This window comes from Pseudoalteromonas atlantica, from assembly GCF_043641955.1.
Classification (GTDB): domain Bacteria; phylum Pseudomonadota; class Gammaproteobacteria; order Enterobacterales; family Alteromonadaceae; genus Pseudoalteromonas; species Pseudoalteromonas atlantica_A.
This window is the reverse complement of the sequence record NZ_JBHZRV010000002.1, coordinates 14358-38155: the sequence shown is the minus strand read 5'-3', so window position 1 is coordinate 38155 and position 23798 is coordinate 14358. Positions and strand designations below refer to the sequence as shown.

22 protein-coding genes are annotated in these 23798 nt (G+C 39.7%); 10 read left to right on the top strand and 12 right to left on the bottom strand.

What is annotated here, in order from left to right:
• The first annotated feature begins 12 nt into the window (after window positions 1-12).
• A complete protein-coding gene (locus ACHUE3_RS03735; RefSeq protein WP_394191627.1) occupies window positions 13-1326 on the top strand; it encodes a Na+/H+ antiporter NhaC family protein in 1314 nt (437 codons plus the stop codon).
• Window positions 1327-1470: 144 nt separating this feature from the next.
• Entirely contained in the window at window positions 1471-2247 is a 777-nt protein-coding gene (locus tag ACHUE3_RS03730; protein ID WP_394190352.1) for an outer membrane protein OmpK, read from the top strand.
• A 96-nt stretch (window positions 2248-2343) separates the two neighbouring features.
• Here the strand turns inward: ACHUE3_RS03730 and ACHUE3_RS03725 are convergent, their stop codons facing one another.
• The gene (locus ACHUE3_RS03725) at window positions 2344-3141 is read right to left on the bottom strand and encodes a M48 family metallopeptidase (RefSeq protein ID WP_394190350.1); all 798 of its coding nucleotides are present in this window, start codon (window positions 3139-3141) and stop codon (window positions 2344-2346) included.
• 357 nt (window positions 3142-3498) lie between these two features.
• Here ACHUE3_RS03725 and ACHUE3_RS03720 point away from each other — a divergent pair, with 357 nt between their 5' ends.
• Window positions 3499-4701 (top strand): Bcr/CflA family efflux MFS transporter, encoded by a 1203-nt coding sequence (locus ACHUE3_RS03720; protein ID WP_394190348.1) that lies wholly within the window; start codon window positions 3499-3501, stop codon window positions 4699-4701.
• A 24-nt stretch (window positions 4702-4725) separates the two neighbouring features.
• Here ACHUE3_RS03720 and grpE read toward each other — a convergent pair whose 3' ends face one another.
• Both grpE and ACHUE3_RS03710 read right to left on the bottom strand, forming a co-directional pair.
• Window positions 4726-5334 (bottom strand): nucleotide exchange factor GrpE, encoded by a 609-nt coding sequence (grpE, locus tag ACHUE3_RS03715; protein ID WP_394190346.1) that lies wholly within the window; start codon window positions 5332-5334, stop codon window positions 4726-4728.
• Window positions 5335-5392: 58 nt separating this feature from the next.
• Entirely contained in the window at window positions 5393-6358 is a 966-nt protein-coding gene (locus ACHUE3_RS03710; protein ID WP_394190344.1) for an HrcA family transcriptional regulator, read from the bottom strand.
• Between the two features lie 104 nt (window positions 6359-6462).
• Between ACHUE3_RS03710 and nadK the strand changes: the two genes are divergently transcribed.
• From nadK to ACHUE3_RS03680, 6 genes are all read left to right on the top strand, one after another.
• Window positions 6463-7347, top strand: coding sequence for an NAD(+) kinase (nadK, locus tag ACHUE3_RS03705; protein ID WP_394190342.1), 885 nt, complete (start codon window positions 6463-6465; stop codon window positions 7345-7347).
• Window positions 7348-7425: 78 nt separating this feature from the next.
• Window positions 7426-7983, top strand: a complete 558-nt coding sequence (locus ACHUE3_RS03700; RefSeq protein ID WP_394190340.1) for a hypothetical protein — start codon at window positions 7426-7428, stop codon at window positions 7981-7983.
• Window positions 7984-8167: 184 nt separating this feature from the next.
• On the top strand, window positions 8168-9841 hold the full coding sequence (gene recN, locus ACHUE3_RS03695) for a DNA repair protein RecN (protein ID WP_394190338.1): 1674 nt from the start codon (window positions 8168-8170) through the stop codon (window positions 9839-9841).
• Window positions 9842-9946: 105 nt separating this feature from the next.
• The gene (locus tag ACHUE3_RS03690) at window positions 9947-10318 is read left to right on the top strand and encodes a hypothetical protein (protein ID WP_394190336.1); all 372 of its coding nucleotides are present in this window, start codon (window positions 9947-9949) and stop codon (window positions 10316-10318) included.
• A gap of 97 nt (window positions 10319-10415) precedes the next feature.
• Window positions 10416-10736, top strand: a complete 321-nt coding sequence (locus ACHUE3_RS03685; protein WP_394190334.1) for a GRAM domain-containing protein — start codon at window positions 10416-10418, stop codon at window positions 10734-10736.
• Between the two features lie 549 nt (window positions 10737-11285).
• Complete coding sequence (locus tag ACHUE3_RS03680) at window positions 11286-11726, top strand: hypothetical protein (protein ID WP_394190332.1); 441 nt, start codon at window positions 11286-11288, stop codon at window positions 11724-11726.
• Window positions 11727-11785: 59 nt separating this feature from the next.
• Here the strand turns inward: ACHUE3_RS03680 and ACHUE3_RS03675 are convergent, their stop codons facing one another.
• Window positions 11786-14062 carry an acyl-CoA dehydrogenase gene (locus ACHUE3_RS03675; protein ID WP_394190330.1) on the bottom strand — a complete coding sequence of 759 codons (2277 nt, stop codon included), beginning with the start codon at window positions 14060-14062 and terminating at the stop codon, window positions 11786-11788.
• 178 nt (window positions 14063-14240) lie between these two features.
• Between ACHUE3_RS03675 and ACHUE3_RS03670 the strand changes: the two genes are divergently transcribed.
• Entirely contained in the window at window positions 14241-16082 is a 1842-nt protein-coding gene (locus ACHUE3_RS03670) for a M2 family metallopeptidase (protein ID WP_394190328.1), read from the top strand.
• Between the two features lie 66 nt (window positions 16083-16148).
• Here the strand turns inward: ACHUE3_RS03670 and ACHUE3_RS03665 are convergent, their stop codons facing one another.
• From ACHUE3_RS03665 to nagX, 8 genes are all read right to left on the bottom strand, one after another.
• Window positions 16149-16937, bottom strand: a complete 789-nt coding sequence (locus ACHUE3_RS03665) for a putative porin (RefSeq protein WP_394190326.1) — start codon at window positions 16935-16937, stop codon at window positions 16149-16151.
• A 219-nt stretch (window positions 16938-17156) separates the two neighbouring features.
• Window positions 17157-17531 carry a PH domain-containing protein gene (locus tag ACHUE3_RS03660; RefSeq protein WP_394190324.1) on the bottom strand — a complete coding sequence of 125 codons (375 nt, stop codon included), beginning with the start codon at window positions 17529-17531 and terminating at the stop codon, window positions 17157-17159.
• On the bottom strand, window positions 17531-18442 hold the full coding sequence (locus tag ACHUE3_RS03655) for an ABC transporter ATP-binding protein (protein ID WP_394190322.1): 912 nt from the start codon (window positions 18440-18442) through the stop codon (window positions 17531-17533). Before ACHUE3_RS03655 ends, ACHUE3_RS03660 begins: the two co-directional genes overlap by 1 nt.
• The gene (locus tag ACHUE3_RS03650) at window positions 18439-19230 is read right to left on the bottom strand and encodes an ABC transporter permease subunit (protein ID WP_394191625.1); all 792 of its coding nucleotides are present in this window, start codon (window positions 19228-19230) and stop codon (window positions 18439-18441) included. The genes ACHUE3_RS03655 and ACHUE3_RS03650 overlap by 4 nt, the downstream gene beginning before the upstream one ends.
• A 149-nt stretch (window positions 19231-19379) precedes the next feature.
• Window positions 19380-20561 (bottom strand): cystathionine beta-lyase, encoded by a 1182-nt coding sequence (locus ACHUE3_RS03645; protein WP_394190320.1) that lies wholly within the window; start codon window positions 20559-20561, stop codon window positions 19380-19382.
• Between the two features lie 15 nt (window positions 20562-20576).
• Window positions 20577-21500 carry an NAD(+) diphosphatase gene (nudC, locus tag ACHUE3_RS03640; protein ID WP_394190318.1) on the bottom strand — a complete coding sequence of 308 codons (924 nt, stop codon included), beginning with the start codon at window positions 21498-21500 and terminating at the stop codon, window positions 20577-20579.
• Window positions 21501-21633: 133 nt separating this feature from the next.
• Complete coding sequence (nagB, locus tag ACHUE3_RS03635) at window positions 21634-22428, bottom strand: glucosamine-6-phosphate deaminase (RefSeq protein WP_394190316.1); 795 nt, start codon at window positions 22426-22428, stop codon at window positions 21634-21636.
• A 214-nt stretch (window positions 22429-22642) separates the two neighbouring features.
• Window positions 22643-23782 carry a transmembrane glucosamine N-acetyltransferase NagX gene (nagX, locus tag ACHUE3_RS03630; protein ID WP_394190314.1) on the bottom strand — a complete coding sequence of 380 codons (1140 nt, stop codon included), beginning with the start codon at window positions 23780-23782 and terminating at the stop codon, window positions 22643-22645.
• Window positions 23783-23798 lie beyond the last annotated feature (16 nt).

The window sequence follows — 23798 nt, the reverse complement described above, 5'->3', positions numbered from 1 at the left end:
ACGAGGAATATGATGCAGCCATCATTTAATAAAACTAAAGCAAAACTCTCTTTGCTGCCCCTGCTTACTTTTGTGGCCCTATTTTTAGGTGCTGGTCTGTATCTGCAATCACAAGGGGTCGATTACGCTTTCTATCAATTACCCGCCCCTGTGGCTATTTTACCAGCGATAATGCTGGCGTTTATCCTAAATAAAAACACCATTAACCACAGTGTAGAGACCTTTATAAAAGGCGCTGGGCATAACAACATTATTACTATGTGTTTGATCTACCTACTTGCAGGAGCATTTTCTGCTGTTGCAGGGGCAACCGGCGGTGTTGATGCTGTTGTGAACGCGGGTTTATCGCTTATCCCTCCTGCTTTATTATTGCCTGGTCTATTTTTAATTGCCGCAGTTGTATCAACGGCTATGGGTACTTCGATGGGAACTATCGGAGCGATTGGTCCGATTGCTTATGCAGTATCAATGAAAACGGGAATAGATCCGGCACTAATGGCAGGTACTATCGTATCTGGCGCAATGTTTGGCGACAACTTATCAATCATTTCAGATACTACAATCGCAGCAACACGAACTCAGGGCTGTGAAATGAAGGATAAGTTTCGTGAAAACTTAAAAATCGCCCTGCCCGCAGCAATACTTACTATCGCGTTACTGGTCTTTTTAACACCAGCATCGCAAGCCGTTGAAGCGAAAGAGTATGATCTGTTATTAGTATTACCGTATGCCTTTATACTCGTGCTTGCCGTAATGGGCTTCAATGTTTTTGTTGTGCTATTTAGCGGAATCATTTTTGCTGCGCTTATGGGCTTTACGGGCAGCTACGAAGGGGCAAGCTTCGTAAAAGATATCTATAAAGGCTTTACTGATATGCAAGAAATCTTCTTGTTATCGATGTTTATCGGTGGCTTGTCTGAGTTTATTCGCATAAATGGCGGCCTTGATTACCTAGCAGGCAAAATTCAAGCAATTACAAAAATCATTGCGAAATGGCACAGAAAAGTAGCTGATCAACTTGGTATTGCAGCACTCGTTATGACTAGTAATTTATGCATTGCAAACAATACAGTCTCAATCATTGTTGCAGGCCCTGTGGCTAAAAAGCTAGCGACTGATGGTAAAATTAGCGGCAAACGCTCAGCAAGCTTGCTGGATATATTTGCCTGTGTTACTCAAGGCTCATTGCCTTATGGCGCTCAAGCGTTATTACTCGGCGCTACCTTTAAAATTAGCCCTTGGGAAGTTTCTACATCTTCATACTATTGTTTTATTCTAGCGTTTACAGCAATTACTGTAATTTGCCTGCGTCGCAATAAAGCTTAATATCTTTAGCAGATACGCTCAACTTTGCGTGTATCTGCTATAATCTTGTCTTGAACTAGAGCATGTTGCACCTTTAAGATTAAAACTTAGTTAGTCATAAAGTGAAACATGTTCATATAACAACCTTAGATTTGAGACAAGACATTGAAAAAAACCGTTGCCTTAGCTGCCATTTGTTTGGTCAGCGCTTCTAGCCAAGCGGCTAATTGGAGCACCACTGCACTACACCTCAACAATGGTGATTTTAAAAACCCATTCACAGGTCAAGAGTCAAACACCACCATCGCATCACTACAGCACGCTTCTGCTTATGATTATGGCGATAACTTTTTCTTTATTGATTACATTAATGATGCCACAGATGATGGCTATCAAGATAAAGACTTTTATGGTGAATGGTATTCAACGTTTAGTCTGTCGAAGATTTCAGGCAATGATATGTCATACGGTGCAATTGCTGATATTGGTTTAACGGCAGGATTTAACGCCGCTGGCGACTCTAAAGTATTAAAGTATTTACCTGGCGTAAAGGTGAATTGGCAAGCACCGGGGTTTAGCTTTTTGTCAACGCTGGTCACAGCATACATTGATGATAATGATGGCGTTTCCCGCGGTGGGGCACCAAGTGAAAGCAACAGCTGGATGCTCGATATTGCATGGGGATACCCATTTTCAATTGGTGCGCAAAAGTTTAATGTAACAGGCCACATTGAGTATATCGCCGCGCGTGAAAATGAGTTTGGTGAAGATGTTAAAGCTTGGATCTTAGCGCAACCTATCATTACGTGGGATTTAGGTAATGCGATGAGCATGAAAGAAAACACTTTGCTTTTAGGGATTGAGTGGCAATATTGGCACAACAAACTTGGTACAGATACCACTGAGTCGGTTCCACAACTACATATCGAGTGGACGTTCTAGGAAGCGCCTAAGATCATACTTTCGCTTAGGAAAAAATAAAGGCGCAACATGTACATTGCGCCTTTAAAACTTTTTATAAACTACTTTAGTGGTTAACTAGAGCTTACAGGCTGGAGTTTTACCTGACTGGTTTGCATTATTCTTTGCCACTATCGCACCTGACATATTTGCTTGTAATTCTTTAATACGATTACCGGGTGCTGGATGAGTCGACATAAACTCAGGTGTTGCACCACCTCCAGCTTGACTCATATTTTGCCAAAGCGTCACTGATTCTTTTGGGTTAAACCCTGCTTTTGCCATTAAATCTAAACCGATAATATCTGCTTCTGATTCATGAGAACGACTAAATGGTAAAATAACACCATATTGAGCTCCCAAACCGAGACCTTGCATTATTTCATTGCGGTATTTTACATTACCCATATCAAGCGCTGCACTACCGACCTGCATGCCCGTTTGCAAAAGTGAACTTTGTGATACACGTTCATTTGAATGTTCCGCGATAACATGACCGACTTCATGGCCAATGACTGTTGCTAGTTGATGTTGATTTTTAGCTACATTAAGCAGCCCAGTATGAACACCAATATAGCCTCCTGGTAATGCGAAAGCATTGGCAGAATCATCTTCAAACACGACTACTTCCCAGTTTTGGCTTGCGTATTGCTTAGGTAAAACAGCAATCACATCCTTGGCAATGCATTTAACATAAGCATTCACAGCTGGATCTTTATTTACTTTTTGAGTGTCTTTCATTTGAGCAAAGCTTTGCTGGCCCATTTGACTCATTTGTTGATCGCTATACAAGGCAATCTGTGTCCGACCTGTCGGTGATGTTTTACACCCGGCTAACACGGCTGTTGCGAGTACTGCTAAAACTAATTTTTTCATTATATTCCCCAACTAACATTCCGTTTACTTATATTTTGTAAATATAGCAAATATCGCCTTAACATAATATTACTATTCAACCCCCTAAGCATGCTGCAAAAATTAATCATAAACTAATCCATACACTGGCTATCGCATTATAAATCTCGCAGATATACCCAAACCACCTCAAGATGCAAAACTCAGCGTTTCACAGGCGATTAAAAGCGATTTGTACTGCGTTATTGATTTTAACAAGGGGAATAACCATTATTTGCAATCAATGCCTTGCCTAAATCGCTTTTAATTCCAACGACGCTCGCATCTTGTGGTGGCTTGGGTATACAATGCGCACCAAATTCTGTTTTCGAGTGGCGCATGCAAATACAACCTTCTCTCCTTAACAAGCGCATCTTACTCCCTCTTTTAGCGAGTATCGTTGCCATTACCCCTCTGGCAATCGACATGTATTTACCTGCGATGTTAATCATTGCAAACGACCTCAATACAAGTATGCCTAATGTGCAAATATCTCTAAGCTTGTACCTTGCTGGTTACGCTTTAGGCATGCTTTTCTTCGGCCCGATTGCTGATCAAATAGGACGACGAGTACTCGCGAAGATCGGGTTAGCTTTATTTGGGTTAAGTTCCCTTGCTTTAGCATTTTGTAATGACATACACCTTTTTTGGTTTTTACGTGTAGTACAAGCTTTTACTGGTGCAGCTGCAACGGTGGTTGTGCCTGGTATTATTCGTCATATTTATCAAAAAGACACGGCTAAAGGCATGTCTTATGTGTCTATGATCATGATGGTGGCACCTCTCGTTGCGCCTACTGTCGGCTCAATGATAATGGGGCTTTCTCATTGGCAGACTATTTTCATTGTACTTGCTTGTTATAGTTTTACTATTTTAGCGCTAACTCAAAGATACTTAATTGATATCCCAATATTTAAAAGCCCTCTTTCAGGTTTTGCACTTTTTTTTGATAGTTATAAAACCGTGTTTAAAAATAAAAATGCACGCGCAGACATAGCCAGCTCAATGTTTGTATCTTTTGGCTTTTTTTGCTTTTTAACTGCTGTACCGTTTGTATACCTTGATTACTTTGCAGTATCTGAACAATTATTTGGTTTATTGTTTGCGTTTAATGTAATGGCGCTAATGTTTGGTAATTTTTTAAACACACGTTTAGTGCCACGTATTGGCTCACGTAAGATGCTTTATTATGGGTTGTTTGTAGGGTTTATGGCGGGCAGCGCTTTGTTATCTTTTAGTGTGTTGCATTTATCACTGTATTTTATAGTTGCAGCTATTGCACCTCTTATGATGAGCCTAGGTATTATTGCCAGTAATGCAGATGCCCTTATCTTAATGCAGTTTGAAGAAAAATCAGGGACAGCAACAGCCGTCATCGGTACTTTACGCTTTGGTAGCGGTGCACTCGTTGGGCCAATACTAGCCTTAATGCATGCGCAAAGTGCCGTGCCCTTTTCAAGTTTAATGTTCAGTGCTCTCGTACTGACTTTACTTGCTCAAATTTGGCACCGATTACAAGGCAAAAAAAATGCCCGTGATTAACGGGCATTTTTAAAATACTGTATATTACTCAGCAGCTTTTGACACCATCACCATTGCTGGGCGAAGTAAACGACCATTTAAAGTGTAACCTTTTTGCATTACAGCTAGTACTGTATTAGGTGACACATCGTTACTTGGTTGGATAGACATAGCTTGGTGGAATTCTGGGTTAAACTGCTCACCTTGTGGGTTTACAATTTCAACACCAAACTTAGCAACAGCATCATTAAAGCTCTTCACTGTCATATCAATGCCTTCAAGCAACGGCTTAAGCGTTTCGTTCTCTTTGTCTGAGAATTCAATTGCACGTTCTAGGTTATCAATCACTGGAAGTAGTTCGTTAGCAAACTTTTCTAAAGCAAATTTATGCGCTTTTTCAACATCCTGCGCTGCACGACGACGAATATTTTCAACATCAGCTGCAGCACGAACAACGCCATCTTTTTGATCATTGATTGTTTGCTTTGCCGCTTCTAGTTCAGCATAAAGCATAGCAATTTCAGCTTCAGGGCTAACTTCTTCAGTTTCATGCGCATCAGCAGCCTCTACAGCCGCTTCAACGTCTGCTTGCATTTGCTCTAACTCTTCGTTTAACTCTACTTCTTGCTCTGGTGATTTTGTCTGCTCAGACATAATAAACGTACTCCAATTCTTTTCAATTGCGGTAATTATGGGGATTGAATAAAAAGATTCAAGAGTCAGATGACTCGATTAGTTTAAATTCTTGGATGATTGCTTCAATTTGCGCCGATTTTGGGCAAATAATACAAAAACGACTTTGATATTCTTGATTTTGAAAATACGGCACACTAATTACCATTAACTCAGAGCAGTCTGCAAATGGCAGTTGTTCTGAATTAAGCACAGAAACACCATTTTTAAAAGCCAGTTTATCTTCAACATAGTTTAAAAATGACACACCAATATTTAAACTTTGCTGACAATCCATTTGCTTATATAGGTAATTTTCACCCACCACAATACTGTTGTCTGAGCCAAGCTTCTGGCTTAATTCGCGGGTCCATTGAGTTAAAGAGTCATGACAATTACGGGGTGCTGTATTTGCCATTGCTTGCATACGATACAAGCCTTCCATGAGTGTTTGTTGACTAAATACCGTGTTTAGCCAAGTGGCAAATTGATATCGAACAGCGTCTGATGAATCATCAGGTTTGTGAATACAAATATTATGGCTTTGACCTGCCCTATCTATCAATAATATGAGCCAATCATTACTATCGAAATCAAGCACTTCTACTCTGAAAACATGCTGGGAACGGACCTGAGGTAAACCAACACAACAACAAACTTTAAAGCGTTGGCTTAAATCGTGGGCTAACTCTACAAGCTTTGACTGCGCTGGGTGCCAATATTGAGCAATCTCATTTAATGCAAAAAACTCCGTTAGCCAATACTCAAAACCAGCATTAGTCGGAACGCGCCCAGCAGATGTGTGGGGTGAGTATAGTAAACCTACTTTTTCAAGCCGAGACATGGCATTACGCACGGTGGCCGAGCAAACCGCCATTCCTTTTTGTTTTGCTATTTTACTGGACGCCACGGGTTGGCCTTCGCCATCACAATACAAACTCATAACGGCGGAAAATATTTGCTGATCTCGAGGATTTATATTCATATTATCTACATCTTGCTGCATAAAACATATATCGGGGCAAAGAGAAGTTATTTCAAGGCTCTGAGGTTTTCAATTCACTCATTTTTAAGTACTCTAGCGTTATTATAATTATTTGCGTGAATACCATGGAATCACCTTTTAAAACCATAGGCTTAATTGGAAAAGTAAATCACGATGGCGCAACCGCAACATTAATACGCCTGTATACTTTTTTAAATGCATTAGGCTTTTCTGTTATTGTTGAGCAAAGAACTGGACAGCAAATAGACGATATTCCTAAAGATAAACTCGTTAAATTAATTGAGCTAGGTGAAAAAGCTGACTTGGCAATTGTTGTTGGAGGCGATGGGAATATGCTAGGTGCAGCGCGTGTACTTGCTCGCTTTAACGTTGCGGTGATTGGTGTGAACCGAGGGAATTTAGGGTTTTTAACAGACTTAAACCCAGATGGCTTTGAAGCAAGCTTAGAGCAAGTGTTAAGTGGGCAATATATCGAAGAAAACCGCTTCTTGCTTGAAGTTGAAGTCTATCGCCATGCTGAACTAAAAAGTGCTAATTCTGCCGTAAACGAAGCAGTACTTCACGCTGACAAAGTTGCTCATATGATTGAGTTTGAAGCATTTATAAACAATGAGTTTGTCTTTTCTCAGCGCTCCGATGGTTTAATTGTTTCAACCCCCACAGGTTCAACAGCTTACTCACTATCTGGTGGCGGACCCATTTTAACCCCTGAGTTGAATGCTATCTCGCTGGTGCCTATGTTTCCTCATACCCTATCAAGTCGACCGTTAGTTGTTGATGCTGATAATGAAGTTCGCTTGAAGTTAAGTTTAGAGAACACCGATAGCTTACAAGTGAGCTGTGATAGCCATGTTGTACTGGCTGTATTACCAGGCGATGAAGTGGTAATAAAAAAAGCTGACAAAAGACTCAGGCTTATTCACCCTAAAGAATACTCTTACTACCATGTTTTGCGTACAAAGCTAAATTGGGGTAGTCGTTTGTATTAATTTTATTGCGCTAAGTCATACATTAGCGCAAAATATCATGAAATTTATAATCATATAAAACAGGAATGTTTATTAGCGATGACCTACGTTGTATTTTTTGCTATTTTGTTATTAATAACTTTATTAGGTACATACCTTGTAATTGAAAATAACCGCCGTAATGCACGAGAGGCGGAAAAAAAGCTGTTTAACAACCGTGTGGCAGAAGTAACCAATAATTTAAAAGGGAAATTAAATTACTTTTGCGAGGCTCACATCCTTAGACCTAAATATATTCCACGATTACAAGTTATTGCCAGCAACTTTTTTGTTGTACAGCCTCATAGTGACGAGAACTTATTGTATTTAGAACGAATCGTAGAATCTTTTATATCAACAGTAAATAGCGAACTGACTAAATCGTTTGTTACCGGTGAACGTGACAAATTAGCAGAGCAACTTTCTCTTTTTGTTGCTGAGTTACCTTATGCGGGAATTGAATATAACCGTGATTTTTATTATGAAACACTCCCTTCATTAATTAAAACATTAGAATCACCTGATATCTCAAGTGATCAAGGTGTACCTGAAGTAGATGAAGAGCAAGACTCTGACGATTCAAATACTCAGTCTTTTACACAACAGTTGAGTAACTAATAGTTAAATACTACAGGGTGCTAAAGCACCCTACCTTTTACATTTCAAATCATTTCCCCGACTTCAAATACACTTCTCTAGCAACAGCCACTACTTTGGAATTTGAACAAAAGTAGAAATTTTATTTGCAAAAAAACAAAACACTGTATAAATTAACAGTTAGTTGACTGGATGGATGAACAGTATGTTAATCGGACTCGAAATTAAAAACTTTGCCATTGTAAATAACCTCAGCACCGAGTGGCATGGCGGTATGACCGCTATTACAGGTGAGACTGGCGCGGGTAAATCAATTGCCATAGATGCATTATCATTATGCTTGGGTGAGCGTGCCGATGCCGCAGCTGTACGCCCTGGTACAGAGCGTGCAGAAATAAGTGCCCACTTTGATATTACTAACCTGCCCAATGCCAATGAGTATTTACAACAACAGTTATTAACAAATGATGAAAACGAATGTTTATTAAGACGTGTTATTTGTAAAAACGGCCGCAGTAAAAGTTATATCAATGGTAGTCCAGTTACAGCCACACAGTTAAAAGAACTTGGCCAGCACCTAATTTCAATTCATGGGCAGCATGCGCATCAATATCTTTTGAAAGCAGACCACCAACTCAATTTATTAGATGCCTACGCAGGACACTCTGGCTTGGTCGCGAATGTGCGTAAACGCTATCGTGAACACCAAAACCTGCAAAAAGAATACTCTATTCTGGAGCAGTCTCAACTGAAAGAGGCGGCGCAAAAACAACTTTTAGAATACCAAGTCGCAGAACTTGACGAATTTGCTTTGCAAGAAAATGAATTCCAACAGATTGAAGCAGAGCATCATAAGTTAAGTCATAGCCAAACGATACTTGAATCTTGCCAACGTGAGCTACAGCATTTATACGAGAGTGATGAGCAAAATGCTTGCTCAATATTACAGCATAGCGCTCAACGCTTTGCTGAGTTGGCACATTACGACAACAGCTTAAATAGCGTAGCGACTTTGTTAGAAGAGGCCGCTGTACAAGTAGAAGAAGCCAGTCGTGAAATTAGAAATTATGCTGATCAAACTGAACTAGATCCTAGTCGCCTTGTTGAAGTAGAAGAGCGTTTGAGTGGTGCTTTAGATTTAGCGCGCAAACACCATATAAAGCCTGAAGAGCTCGTAGATTTTCATCAATCAATCAGTAGTGAGCTGGAATCAATTAGCAATAATTCATCACGGTTAGAACAATTAGAATCTGAAATAATCTTGTCGTTGGATCTTTATAACGAAGCCGCTTGTTTATTAAGTGAGAGCCGGACAAAAGCAGCCTGTGATTTAAATAAACTGATAAGCCAAAGTATGGCGAATTTATCGATGGAGAATGGGCAGTTCGAGATTCAACTGAGCAAAGAGCCAACACGCGCGCCTACAGCATTAGGCTTTGACTCCATTGCATTTTTAGTCTCAACAAATCCAGGACAACCTTTACAGCCATTATCAAAAGTAGCATCTGGTGGCGAACTTTCACGAATTAGCTTAGCCATACAAGTCATTATTGCGCAAAAAGTAACAACGCCAACACTTATTTTTGATGAGGTCGACGTGGGTATTTCTGGCCCTACGGCATCAGCTGTAGGAAAGTTATTACGCCAATTAGGTAAATCAACACAAGTTATTTGTGTAACGCACTTACCCCAAGTGGCAAGCTCTGGCCATCAACAATTTTTTGTAGCCAAAGAAATTGCAAACGGCGAAACATTCACCCATATGAAATCCTTGAATAAGGATGGCAGAATCGAAGAAATTGCAAGGCTACTTGCTGGTGACAACATCAGTAAAATGGCCAAAGCGAATGCCAAAGAGCTTATCTCTGCACATGGCTAAACATTATATCTTTGATTTAAAACACATTATAAGCCACTAGAAAATTAGACAGAATATATGAAGAATTACATATTAAGGACTTCAATCCTAATTTTAGCTTTACTTATGCTACCAGGATGTGAAAAAGAAATAGCTCAGTCAATAAATGCCAATGAATTTCAATGGGGTCCAATTTTATCACTTATCTACGCCTGTATATTACTAACCCCCATAGTGAGCGCTGTGTTACTGGTATTTAGCCAATATAAACCACTTACCTTCAAGGTTAAGTTGCAACAATTTATTCATTTTTCGTTGCTTGGCATGCTTGTACTCGCGTGGTTCATAGAGTTAAACAATACACATATCATGAGTAGTCGATTGGATTTAATCATCATGTTAGCAGCACTATTTTTACAAATGCTGGTCGCAATTTTAGTTTTTGTATCTGTGAGTAAACACCAACATAAACATAACAGAGACAAATATTTTTTGTAACGGCAGTTTTACAACAAGAAGGCAAAGTTTTATTTACAAGTTTGACACATTCCAGTTGGCAACATAATATTTGATACAAACAATCATGGAGCGAATTATGGGTATGTTACTTTCTGACGTGACGCAGCTAAAAAGCAGCTACGCAACACTGCAACTTGGTTCAGCAAAAGCGGATGGGCGATTAACATTAACTGAGCACTTACTTCATTTTGAATCACTCAATAAACAGTTAAATTTAGGTTCATACACAATTAAATTAAACACAATTAGTCGTGTTGAACCCTGTACAGGAAAAGCGGCGGGTATTATTCCGATAACACAAAGCGGTATTAAGATTACAACGAAACAGAATCATAATATTGAGTTTATTTTACCTGATCCTGAACAATGGCTAAACAGCTTAAGAGCAGACCACTAAGGCTAGTTGGCCTCTGCTGATTAAAATGCGTCAAACTAGAGCGGTTTAATCGCGGCACGAGTATGTAACCTAGTGGGCTTGATAACTACTACAACGTTATCCTATTGGCTAAAATCTATGTGAAATAAATAAAAAACGAGCGAAGCTTAAGCGTCCTACCCACGTATCCATGAAGGCACAGAACCCAGGGGCATTGATGCTGCGTTATCACCTCTTTATGGGTAATACCCCACCACATAGATGCTTCTACCTTGCCTAAATACCAAACTAACTGCTTAAAAAGCAACCTTGCAATACCAACAAAGCCTAGAGCAAATCATTTTTTAACAGTACATTAGTGTTATTTCATTGGCATAAGTTTATGGGCTATTTTAATAAGTCTGCTTAGCTTTTTTATAGAGTATTATCATTAGTGTAATTGCTATAACATAAACTAATCTTTTAGTACTGTAAAATATCACTAAATCCAATTAATACCGCTATTAAACTTTACATCTTTATTAATTCGTCTCACACTTGAATCATCTGGAATCTGTAAAACAATTTAAAATGAAATATTTATTAACTATTTTTACACTCATTTCTATTCTTTCACTGCAAGGCTGTGGCAGTGAAGAGTCAACTTCTGGTGACTCAAGTACACCAGGAGAAGGTGCTACTATGTATTTTGATGCCTTGTATAACGCTAAAGATCTAAATAAAGCGATGACAATGGCTACGCCTAAATTAGGCAGAATAATGAAGTCCTATGGTACTTCTAAACAATTCGCTCGCAATTTAGTTAATATGCAATATGACGAAGTTATTATTGAAGTCGATATGACAAACATGAGCCTACGAGAACAGTATGGCGATAAGGCTAATATAAACCTTATTTTTACCGGTTACTTTAATGGTAACAAGGTTGATGATATGCGCAGTGTGAAAATGGTGCGTAAGAAAGGCAAATGGTACGTTGATAAAATAAACCCAGACCCATTTGCCAGATAAGTTTTTAATACTTAAAGTATTTATTTTTAAAGCCTTTATTTATAAAGGCTTTTTTAGTTTTACAGTGTCCCTTTAGCAAAGTTATCTACCGCTATGGCTTGTTTCCTAAGCTCATTTGCATCATGTAGCCTTTTACCCTCTTGCTCTGTGATCAGCTGTTTTTCAATTGCTTCATCAATTACTGATTCTATCGATGTATTACGATTTAAAACGCCTTCACGTTGCCATTTCTTCATGCGTTTGAATGCATCGGCAGTATCATGCATTGCTGTAAATGCTTGCTCCATGACGCCTGTACCAGCATTATTATCAACATAGCACAAGTGAGTTAATCGATTTCTGAAAACGCCAGGCTTAGTCATATGCTCGCATATTGTTTGAGCTATATTATCACTAGGGCGATGGTAATGATTACCCAGTGGGAAAACTACCCGTTTGAGTAAAAAATTAACGAATGGATTTGAAAAGTTTTTAAAGAAACCGTCAAATGCTTGCCCAATTTCAAATAACGACCGTTCAACTGAATACTGAACAAATGCTAAGTCTGCTTGTTGACGGCCTTCATCTTCAAAGCGTTTGAGCACAGTTGATGCAATATATAAGTGGCTCAACACATCACCTAAGCGTGCTGAAATCATTTCTTTTCGCTTAAGCTCTCCGCCTAAAATCAGCATAGCTACATCAGTACAAAATGCCAATCCGCGGCTCATTCTGCCTAACTGCTTATAATAATTCGCTGTTGCGCCACTCACAGGAGATTTAGCAAAATAGCTACGAGTCAGTCCATGTACTAACGACATACCTGCATTGGTACCGGCAAATATAATATGCTGTAGCAATAACGAATCAAATTGTTTTAAAGCAAGCTCATCATCTTCCATCGCTGCCGCTTCCATTTCTTTAAGTACAAATGGGTGACAACGTGTTGCGCCTTGTCCAAAAATCATTAAGTTACGTGTTAATATGTTGGCCCCTTCTACAGTGATAGAAACCGGGATCCCCATATACCCATGTGCTAAGTAATTATTTGGCCCTACTTGAATGCCTTTACCAGAGTGAATATCCATCGCATCATTCATCACTGTGCGTCCCATCTCTGTCATATGGTATTTTGCAATAGCCGTGACAACCGATGGGCTGAGTTTTAAATCAATTGCACCTGCCGTCATTAATCGACAAGACTCCAAGCTATAAGTTAAGCCACCAATACGCGCTAACGCTTCTTGAACCCCCTCAAACTGCCCTATTGATAATCCAAACTGCTGTCTTACCATCGCATAAGCTGATGTCATGCGCGAGCACAAATGCCCTGTAGCACTACTCAGCGCAGGAAGAGAAATACCGCGGCCTGCACTGAGGCATTCAACCAGCATACGCCAACCTCTACCAGCACCCTGCTGACCACCAATAATCCACTCTAGTGGTATAAATACATCTTTACCGTAAGTCGTTCCATTCATAAACGCCATATTAAGCGGATAATGACGCTCGCCGATTTCTACTCCGTCATGATCTGTGGGTATTAACGCACAAGTTATACCCAGCTCTTTCTCTTTACCAAGCAAGCATTCGGGATCGTACATTTTAAACGCAAGTCCAAGCACTGTAGCCACAGGTGCCAGTGTTATGTATCGTTTAGACCAGTTTAAACGAAGTCCTATTACTTGTTCACCGTTGAATTCACCTTTACACACCACACCAGAGTCAGGAATGCTGCCCGCATCCGATCCTGCCTCAGGCCCTGTTAGTGCGAAACAAGGTACATCTTCACCCGTTGCTAATGATGGCAACCAACGTTCTTGCTGCTCTTTTGTACCATAATGAAGCAATAATTCGCCTGGGCCTAAACTGTTCGGCACCATAACAGTAACCGCAGCGGTTAAGCTTTTAGTCGCAATTTTTGCCACTATGGTAGAGTTTGCAATCGCTGAGAACTGACGACCACCAAACTTTTCGGGAATAATCATTGCAAAAAAACCATTCACCTTGAGGTAATCCCAAACTTCTTTAGGCAAGTCTTTATCTTTTTGAACAATTTGATAGTCATCAAGCATTGCCAGTAATGTTTCTACTTCATTATCTAAAAATGCACGTTCTTTTTTACTCAATTCTGGCTTAGGGTAGCTGTGAAGCACTTTCCAGTCAGGGTTTCCACTAAATAGTTCCCCATCCCACCAAACATCCCCTGCCTCCATAGCCTCCCGTTCCGTTTGTGACAATGGCGGCAGTACTTTTTTAAAAAACTTAAATGCAGGGCGACTAATTAAGCTGATGCGGATATCTTTTACAGCAAATATAACTATCACCACAACCAGTAACAATATGAACACAGACATGGAAACTATCCTTTTAAATAGATGAAAATGTATTGTTTTAAGTATGACCGATCCTTTTATAAATACAATGTAACACGGCTATCTCTATTCACTATTGCAAGTTATAGCGTTATCTATTTGCCTTGCTTTAAGACACTGCTATCATCCATAGCGATAAATAACAAATATAAGGGTAAATATGACAACTCCACATTTTAAGCTTAGTTTAAGCGTATTAATGGTCACAAGTGCATTAGCACTATCAGGCTGTAACCAAGACACATCTGAAAAAGATAACACGGCTGTTAGCACTTCAGTTAGTGCAACTGATGCACAAGACTTTATAAATAAAACGGAACAAGAACTCAACGCACTCTATTTGGAATCAAGCCGCGCAGAATGGATTTACGCGAATTTCATTACTCATGATACCGCTGCACTTTCTGCAGAAGTAAACCGCAAGATGACGGAAGCGGTCGTGCGCCTTGCAAATGAAGCAGCTCAGTTTGATTCATTAGCGCTTGATTACGATGCCCGACGTAAATTAGATAAGCTAAAATTGGCTCTCACATTACCAGCGCCTCAAGATGCAGAAAAAACAGCTAAACTATCACAGTTAGTGGCTGAACTGGGTGGTATATACGGCAAAGGTAAGTACTGCAAAGAAAGTGGCAATTGTCTAAGCTTAGGCGATATGACAGCAAAGATGGCCACAAGTCGTGACTACAATGAATTACTTGATTTATGGCAAGGCTGGCGTCAAGTATCTAAACCAATGCGACCTCTTTATGAGCAACAAGTAACCTTAACAAATGAAGGTGCTAAAGAGCTTGGTTACGCTGATACCGGAGCTATGTGGCGCAGCAAGTATGATATGCCTGCAGATGATTTTGCCAATGAGCTTGATCGCATTTGGGGACAAGTTAAACCACTTTATGATTCATTACATTGTCATGTTCGTGCAAAACTAGGCGAAAAATACGGTGAAGATAAAGTACCGCAAGATCAACCAATCCCTGCACATTTATTAGGTAATATGTGGGCGCAAACATGGGGGAATATTTATGATGTTGTTGCCCCTGAAAATGCAGATCCAGGTTATGATGTAACAGCATTACTCGCTGAACATAATTATGATGAACTAAAAATGGTTAAAGGCGCGGAGAAGTTTTTTACTTCAATGGGGTTTGACCCCCTTCCTGAGACGTTTTATCAACGTTCACTATTTACCAAACCACAAGATCGTGATGTGCAATGCCATGCATCAGCGTGGAATATTGATAGCAAAGACGACCTTCGTATAAAAATGTGTATCCAACGTACAGGCGAAGAATTCTCAGTTATTCACCATGAATTAGGCCATAACTTTTATCAGCGCGCGTACAATACACAGCCACTTTACTATCAAGAAAGTGCTAACGATGGGTTTCATGAAGCCATTGGCGATACTATTGCGCTCTCAGTTACTCCAGGTTATTTAAAAGAAATTGGTTTATTAGAGCAAGTACCAGACGAATCAAAAGACATTGGTTTATTAATGAAAATGGCGCTGGATAAAGTCGCTTTCATTCCATTTGGTTTACTTGTAGATCAGTGGCGCTGGAAAGTGTTCTCAGGTGAAGTAACTCCAGCAAACTACAACCAAGCTTGGTGGGACTTACGTCAGAAGTATCAAGGTATTCAAGCACCAATTGCTAGAACAGAAGCTGATTTTGATCCAGGTGCAAAATACCACGTACCGGGCAACACACCTTACACTCGCTACTTCTTAGCACATATTCTTCAGTTTGACTTCCATCGTAGCCTGTGTGAGATTGCTGGTAACGAAGAAGCGATTCACCGTTGTTCAGTTTACAACTCTAAAGCGGCGGGTGAAAACCTAAATGCAATGCTTGAAATGGGCTCAAGCCGTCCATGGCAAGAAGCACTTGCCACAGTAACTGGCAAAACAGAAATGGATGCCACTGCGTTACTTGATTACTTTGCGCCATTGCAAAAATATTTAGATGAGCAAAACCAAGGCCGTCAATGCGGTTGGTAATTCTTCTTTAATTATTGATCAAAAAGCCCGCTTGAAAGCGGGCTTTTAAATTAATCTTCAATAAAATTAAAACTGTAAGCTCACATTAGCATAGTAAGCATCGTAGTCTGAGTCATCCCAGTTATTCGCATACCCTAACTCTAAACCAACATTTCGATTAAAGAAGTGCTCTGCGCCAAAGCTATAATCATCATTTTTATCAAATGTGACAAACACAGAAGTGGCTTTAGTAAAGTAATAATTAGAGCCTAATACCCAAGAGCTGCCAAAATCATCAGTATCAGCAACAGTACCCTCTACTGTTAAATAATTCCCTTGTTGAAGGTCGATAAAATATTTTGCATTTACTGCACGGTAGTCAAAATCGTCATCTGCCGATACGGTAAAGCCGATGTAATCAGTGCTATTTAGTTTATGGTTATAAGCTAAATCAAATCTAAAGTTATCTTCACCATCTTCAACATCCATATAAGTAGCTTTCATGAGTAAGTCAGGGTTAAAGAAGTAGCCTGCAGAAAGGTTGAAAGCATCTCGACTGTTACCATAATCAACATTTTGGTAACCAGCACCAAATACAAATTGATTTAAAAAATATTCACCACCAACCTTTGTAACGTCACCAAAATCGTCATCAATGTATGACCCATAAACATTACTTTGCTTGTTGATGTATTCAAATTGATTGTAAGGACCTAACGTTGCTTTAGGAGAAAAGTAATAAGTTGAATCAAGGCTTACTACATCGTTACCGTCATAATCCGTGTATTTAACATGGCTAATTGACTCATAAGTGTCTGCAGCAGTCGCAGCACTTGAAAGAAGAATACTTGAGATAATAACTGCTATTTTTTTCATAATTAGATTTCCCTATTTACATGGTTACATTGCTGTTTTGCCTAACCTGTTAGTTAAGACGTGGGCATGCTAACGCGGGAAAACTGAATTGAAACTTAACCAAGCCTTTGTTTATATTGAACTAATTGTAAATAACTGTAGGGAAATGTAAATAAAAAAATGCCAGCTTACTCTATAAGCTGGCATCAAAAAAGGTAAATAGTTATTTGTTTCAGTTAATTACAATGCATATGTAGCGATTATTTTGTAAACTTCATTGATGTTATCGCCCGCTTTAAAATCTTTACTAATTGGGGTGGGATCTGAACCGACCCAAATTTTAAGCTCTGCATCTAAGTCAAAATGCCCTGCACTTTCTTTACTAAACTTGGTTATTTTAGAATAGCCAATACTCAGCATTTCAATTTTTGAGCCTGTCACACCTTGTTTATCAATAAGAATAAGACGCTTATTTGTGAAGATAAACATGTCGCGAACGACTTTGTAGGCTTTTTCAACTTGTTCTCCATCAACCAATGTATTACTGAGAACTTCTTCTAAATCGTCATCTTCGACTTCACTAGCATTACCCATTAATCCACTTAATAAACCCATTACGCTTTCTCCTGTGTAAAAATTTGATTTTCCAAGGTATGGCCATTTACTAACTGGCGGTAGCGCCAACCTTGCTGATAACAAAAATTAAGTAACTCAATATCAATTTGCTTTTCAGGTTTTTGATATTCAATCACATATTCTTTAGCTTGGCTCATATAGACTCGGGTAACACCCTGTAAGCTAAGTAACCCTTGTTCGACGTCAGTATAATTATCTGCAAAGAGTATAGTCATAAAACGCTCAGCCTGAAGCTCTGACGATTTCGCTTGATGTTCTATCAGCTTACCTTTGTCTAGGTGTAACACATGGTTACATAAGCGCTCTAGTTCTGTTAAATCATGAGAGCTGAGGATAAAGGTCGCTTCATCACTTAAGTTAGCAACAAGCTCTCTGACTTCTCGAGCATGAATTGGATCAAGCCCAGCGGTTGCCTCATCAAGCATGACTATCTGTGGCTTACCAATGAGTGATTGGCCTATGGTTACGCGCTTTCGCATGCCATGAGATAAGTCATCCGATCGCTGGTGAGCAACCTCTGACAAGCCAACCAAATCAAGCACTCGCAATGCTTCTGATTTACTTGCACCTGCAGACAAGCCTTGAAGCTGTCCGTAAAAACTTAGTTGATGCACGATACTAAAACGAGGGTCTAGCTGAGCATCTTGAGGTAAGGCACTTAACTTACCAAATAATGCGCTACTGCCAGGTTTACTGCCTAGAATACTTAATTGGCCTTGCGAAGGTAAAATATAACCACATAACAAACTAAATAATGTTGTTTTCCCCGCTCCATTAGGACCAACTAGGGCAACGGGTGCCCCTTGTTGTATTTCGAAACTAACGTCATCGAGCGCTAATTTGCTACCATAGCGCTTTGTTATCGCTTGCGCGTGTATCAATGTACTCATAACGAACTCCTAACAAAAATACGTTGAGCGATAAACAACAACACAACACTTTGTATAACGGGAATACCTAAGCTACTGAGTAGAGTCGAATTCTGCCCCGCGACTTGGCTTATTTGAACCCCCGGGAATATATAATCAAGCAAAGCAAACATAGGTACTTGCCATGTTAGAATACCCACCACAATGTTCCCAACAGCAAAAAATAGCACAGCTAATACAATCGCTAATCGTGCTGAGCTTGCAAACGTATTTATTAAAGTCATTAAGGCTACAAATGGCATAACTGTAATTAGTAAATAAAATAATATGATAGCTCCACGGTTTATCCCGCCACTAAGCAAAGCAACATCACGAAATGCCATTACAGCCAATGTTGCAAACAATGTGACTGTTAAAAGCGCTGCTAAAATAAGTACTTGCCCAATAAAACGGCCCAATAAAATTTCTGAGCGAGTTGCTCTTAGCGTTAAGAATCGTAATGTTCCACGATGTTTATCTCCAACAATTTGGTCACTACATAAAAATAAACAAAATAACGGAAAACTATACAAGGCAATTAACCAATACATAGCCAGTTCCGCTTCAGGCCATTGAAGTAATTTACTTAACCCAATTGCCCCAAATACTTGCTTAGCAAGTTCAGCCATTTCAGGCGAACTTACAATACTTACCGCTTGCCCTATGGGATAACGTAAAATTAATAGCCAACAAATAGTAAACGCAGCCACGGCTAACAAGCCACGCTTTGTCAAAAATAATCGAACAAGTTCAAACTGTGCAATTTTCATTAATCGCTGTGGATGTAATTGTGTCACAGGTTTTCCTTTTAAAGTCTCAATATACCCACATTAAGTGCAAACGTGTTGAATTACTAGCAAAAAAAAGCTCACTTTAAGTGAGCTTTGTAACAATAAATTAAAATGTAACATACTTACATTTAAAGATGCTGCTTGTAGACATCAAGTGCTTGAGCTAAGTCAGCTATTAAATCTTCAACATCTTCAAGGCCAATGTGTAAGCGAATAACAGGGCCTTTTTCCCACCCGGATGCAGAACGAAGTTTTTTCATTGTCAAATTGGCCGTTACCAAGCTTTCAAATCCGCCCCATGAGAATCCCATTTTGAAATGATGTAGGCTATCTAAAAAGGCATTGATTGCGTGCTGATTACCTTCTTTCATTACAAAAGAAAATAAACCATTGCTACCATCAAAATCACGTTTGAAGAATGCATGCCCAGGGCACGTCTCAAACGCTGGGTGACGGATATGATCCACCAAATGATGCTGCTCTAACCATTTAGCGACCTCAATAGCTGCTTTTTCATGTTGATTCAAACGAACAGCCATTGTTCTGAGGCCTCGCAGTGCTAAATAAGCGTCATCGGCAGAGGTGCATTGGCCCAATAAATAAGATTGCTCTCGCAACGTAGGCCAATACTTTTTGTTCGCAACCGCAACGCCCATCATGACATCTGAGTGACCCACAATGTATTTAGTTGCAGCTTGGATACTAATATCAACACCATGTTCTAATGGGCGGTAATGTAAGCCGTTGCCATAAGTGTTATCAAGCATCGTCATTACACCGTGCTCATTTGCAATAGCAACCATTGCAGGCACATCCTGAATTTCCATGGTAATAGAGCCTGGCGACTCTAAAAAGAGTACTTTTGTATTTTCTTTAATCAACGATTTAATACCCGCACCGATAGTCGCAGGGTAATAAGTTGTCTCAACACCAAAACCAGTTAATATTTTATCGCAAAAATCGCGCGTTGGTTCATAGGCGGTGTCGACCATTAAAATGTGATCGCCCGCTTTTAAAAAAGCAAGTAAGGCACTACTAATAGCAGCCGCACCGCATGGGTAAAGCGCACATCCTTCGCCTCCTTCAAGTTCAGTGATTGCCTCTTGAAGTGCAAAATGGGTCGTAGTGCCTCGGCGTCCATAAAAAAGTGTTTTATCGCCGCGTTTTTTTGCCGCATTTTGTAATTCTTCAACTGAATCAAACACAACTGTAGACGCGCGTTGCACTACAGGGTTTACAACACCATGAGTGTAAGATTTTTTCCTACCACTGCTGACTAATTGTGTGTTTATGTTGTTTTTTATAGTCATTATTAATCCTTAAATTTAATCTTTTTTATCAAGCCAATGGTTTATTAGGTAGCGAGAGATTGAATCTGTTCGAGGTAACTTTAGGTGCTCGCCCTCTTCATGCCAATTACCAAATTGCCTTACCTCTTCTCGGCTGAACCACTTTGCATCCTCTAGCTCATCTTTATCAACTTGAATATGTTCTGTTATTGCCTCTGCTATGAACCCCAGCATAATTGATGAAGGAAATGGCCAAGGTTGAGAGGCTATATAATGTACATTGTTAACAGTAATTCCCGCTTCTTCCATCACCTCACGCGCAACGGCTTGCTCTAACGTTTCACCCGGATCTACAAAACCAGCTAATGATGAAAACATACCTGGAGCCCAAGTTGCTTGTCGGCCTAACAAACAACGTTCAACACCATCTGAAAATGTGCGTGTAACGACCATGATCACGGCCGGATCTGTGCGCGGGAATGTTTGATGTTTACACTCTGGGTTTTTGCATAGCCGAGAGTGACCCGCTTCAATTAACTCATTACCAGAACCACATCTCCCACAAAATTTATGGGTTGCATGCCAATAACATAGCCCTCGTGCTAGAGCAGCCATTGAGCCATGCTGTAAGTCAACTTGGGCACCATGACGGCGAATATCGACAAATTCAACGTCTTTGGTGATATTTAATAAATGTGCTTCATCTAGCTCGCTGACATCTAATGCAAAATGACTAATATTTTGTTTATCAAGTCCTAAGAATATACCCTTACTTAAATCAAGGTGACTTACGCTCTGTGCTGATAAAAAAGTAACGGTTACGCTGTTCAGGTCAAACAAGGTACGATTATTATGCACCAGTAACCATCGCGCTTGATCATTATTTTGCGCTGATAACCATACTGGGTCCTTTCGCAAATTTGATGCTCGGTCTAATGCCATGTGGCTGTAATTTAGCATGCTCGCCCTTTTTGATGTTTAGATGGCTAAAATTAACATATCACTACATTAAACCCAATTGATAAATCTACAAAAAACAGGCAAAAAAAAAGCCCATAGGGCTTTTTTGAACACACAATAAATTTTGTCCTAATTACAGGCTAGCTAGTTTGGCCTGTAACTTTTGATTTTCAGCTTCAATATGCTGATAAAATTCTAAATCTTCTAACTTACTTGCCGCTGCTTTATCGATAACTATCACTGCATCTCGATGAAGCTGCAGTGCAGATGCTGGGCACTTGGCCATTAAAGGACCCTCTACCATAGCAAGTACAGCGTCCGCTTTATTTTCACCTGTAGCCAGTAGTACAACTTTTTTTGCCTCTAAAATTGTACCAATGCCCATGGTAATAGATAAATGAGGTTGATATTCATCTGCTTTAAAAAAGCGTGCATTGTCTTCAATCGTTGCCTTAGTCAGTGTTTTGACACGAGTACGAGATGTTAAACCCGACGATGGCTCATTAAAACCAATATGGCCGTTACGCCCAATGCCTAGCAGCTGTACGTCAACACCACCAGCATCGCAAATCTTTGTTTCATACTCATGACATGCCTCAATTGGGTTTTCAGCATCACCGGGTGGCACAAAGGTATTATCTTTATTAATATCAACATGATTAAACAGTTGTTCATTCATGAAATAACGATAGCTTTGAGGATGCTCGCCTGTTAACCCTAAGTATTCATCAAGGTTAAACGTAGTGGCATGAGAAAATGAAATTTCTCCAGCTTTATTCTTACTGATTAATTCTTGGTATAAAGCAACAGGTGTTGAACCTGTCGCTAAACCGAGCACTGACGTAGGCTTTTTTTCTAATTGTTTTGCGAAGATATTTGCGCCATACGCCGCTACGGCTGCCGCATCATTTAAAATGACTATTTGCATATTTAGTTTGCTCAGTTTAATTAGTTGATGAAAAAATGGGATCTAAAACCCAATTCCACGTGCAATCGAATTGGGCCTTAGATCAAACCTAACTGGGATACATCAGTCTAGGTCAATACCATTATGACAACGCTGTCATTATTACCATTTAGATACGTTTTGTAAAGTAAAAGTGAATAAAAAAATTACATTTTTTGTACCCAGCTATAAAACGTCAAACACTGACAAAGATTTTTCGCTTGTACATCCAATGTAATACAAGCATTTGAACCAATAATAACGCCACTACTGCAAGTAATGGCTGCCAGTTAGAGCTCACTGCCGCAATGAAGCCCCCAAATACACTCAAACTAATGTACTCCCAATTCACTAAGCTAGAAGCTAGATATATGATGATCGAGTTTGCTCCAATTATTACAAATGGGTAAGCTAATTTTTGCCCATTTAAAATATCAACCAACGCATAAAAAATAGCGAGCAAAATAGCACTCCAACCCACAGTGACTAAAACAAATGAACTCGTCCAAAGCTCTTTATTAACCGGAAACTGTAAATCCCAAAGCCATCCAAGACACACACTCAAAACACCACTGGCAAATAAAATACCCGCCACTTTCCACTCACCTAGATTGTTCGCTTTAGCAATAAGCTGTCCAGCAAACACCCCTATCATTGCATTAACAATAGCTGGAATACTTGAAAGCACGCCTTCAGGATCTACCGCTCTATTTTGATAGCTAATTCCAGGTAATAAGTACTTATCAAACCATGCATTCCAGCTACCTGAAGCACTTAAATCACCCGCACTGCCACCTGGAACTGGGATAAAGCTCATTAGAACCCAGTAACCTAGCAATAGACCTGCAGCAGTAAATGCCTGCGTACGTAAGCTGGTATGCCAGACCAACATTGCACAAAAGAACCAAGCGATTGCAATTCGCCCTAGTACACTTGCATAGCGAATTTCATCTAGTGCTAAAGGAATACCGGTACCCCACCCGTGGTTGTACATAACACCTAATGCACAAAGTAAAAATAACCGTTTAATCGCTTTTCTGTAAAAGACCTTTCGTTCGCTCCAAGGCAAATGATCAATCCGCTTTGGGGCAAGACCCATAGCGACACCTGACAAAAAGATAAATAACGGAAAAATCAAATCGTAAAATGTAAAACCATGCCATTCACTGTGTAATGTATGGGCCTCAAATACTTTCCAGCCAGTCCAGCCTGTAAGCACGAATAAAGCGGCGAAAATAGATTGCCCGCCTAAAATCCAAAACATGTCCATACCACGAAGTGCATCCAATGATGCTAAACGCTTTTTGGCTGGTTTTGTTGGTGTTTGTGTTGTCATAATTTACCTACTTTTA

Coding starts and splice junctions, on each gene's coding strand:
- nudC (WP_394190318.1), bottom strand. CDS start 21,500: ATGCTAAATTACAGCCACATGGCATTAGACCGAGCATCAAATTTGCGA.
- ACHUE3_RS03655 (WP_394190322.1), bottom strand. CDS start 18,442: ATGAGTACATTGATACACGCGCAAGCGATAACAAAGCGCTATGGTAGC.
- ACHUE3_RS03690 (WP_394190336.1), top strand. CDS start 9,947: ATGCTACCAGGATGTGAAAAAGAAATAGCTCAGTCAATAAATGCCAAT.
- ACHUE3_RS03645 (WP_394190320.1), bottom strand. CDS start 20,561: ATGACTATAAAAAACAACATAAACACACAATTAGTCAGCAGTGGTAGG.
- nadK (WP_394190342.1), top strand. CDS start 6,463: ATGGAATCACCTTTTAAAACCATAGGCTTAATTGGAAAAGTAAATCAC.
- nagB (WP_394190316.1), bottom strand. CDS start 22,428: ATGCAAATAGTCATTTTAAATGATGCGGCAGCCGTAGCGGCGTATGGC.
- ACHUE3_RS03670 (WP_394190328.1), top strand. CDS start 14,241: ATGACAACTCCACATTTTAAGCTTAGTTTAAGCGTATTAATGGTCACA.
- ACHUE3_RS03685 (WP_394190334.1), top strand. CDS start 10,416: ATGGGTATGTTACTTTCTGACGTGACGCAGCTAAAAAGCAGCTACGCA.
- ACHUE3_RS03680 (WP_394190332.1), top strand. CDS start 11,286: ATGAAATATTTATTAACTATTTTTACACTCATTTCTATTCTTTCACTG.
- ACHUE3_RS03650 (WP_394191625.1), bottom strand. CDS start 19,230: ATGAAAATTGCACAGTTTGAACTTGTTCGATTATTTTTGACAAAGCGT.
- ACHUE3_RS03725 (WP_394190350.1), bottom strand. CDS start 3,141: ATGAAAAAATTAGTTTTAGCAGTACTCGCAACAGCCGTGTTAGCCGGG.
- recN (WP_394190338.1), top strand. CDS start 8,168: ATGTTAATCGGACTCGAAATTAAAAACTTTGCCATTGTAAATAACCTC.
- nagX (WP_394190314.1), bottom strand. CDS start 23,782: ATGACAACACAAACACCAACAAAACCAGCCAAAAAGCGTTTAGCATCA.
- ACHUE3_RS03700 (WP_394190340.1), top strand. CDS start 7,426: ATGACCTACGTTGTATTTTTTGCTATTTTGTTATTAATAACTTTATTA.
- ACHUE3_RS03675 (WP_394190330.1), bottom strand. CDS start 14,062: ATGTCTGTGTTCATATTGTTACTGGTTGTGGTGATAGTTATATTTGCT.
- ACHUE3_RS03710 (WP_394190344.1), bottom strand. CDS start 6,358: ATGCAGCAAGATGTAGATAATATGAATATAAATCCTCGAGATCAGCAA.
- ACHUE3_RS03665 (WP_394190326.1), bottom strand. CDS start 16,937: ATGAAAAAAATAGCAGTTATTATCTCAAGTATTCTTCTTTCAAGTGCT.
- ACHUE3_RS03660 (WP_394190324.1), bottom strand. CDS start 17,531: ATGGGTTTATTAAGTGGATTAATGGGTAATGCTAGTGAAGTCGAAGAT.
- ACHUE3_RS03735 (WP_394191627.1), top strand. CDS start 13: ATGCAGCCATCATTTAATAAAACTAAAGCAAAACTCTCTTTGCTGCCC.
- ACHUE3_RS03720 (WP_394190348.1), top strand. CDS start 3,499: ATGCAAATACAACCTTCTCTCCTTAACAAGCGCATCTTACTCCCTCTT.
- grpE (WP_394190346.1), bottom strand. CDS start 5,334: ATGTCTGAGCAGACAAAATCACCAGAGCAAGAAGTAGAGTTAAACGAA.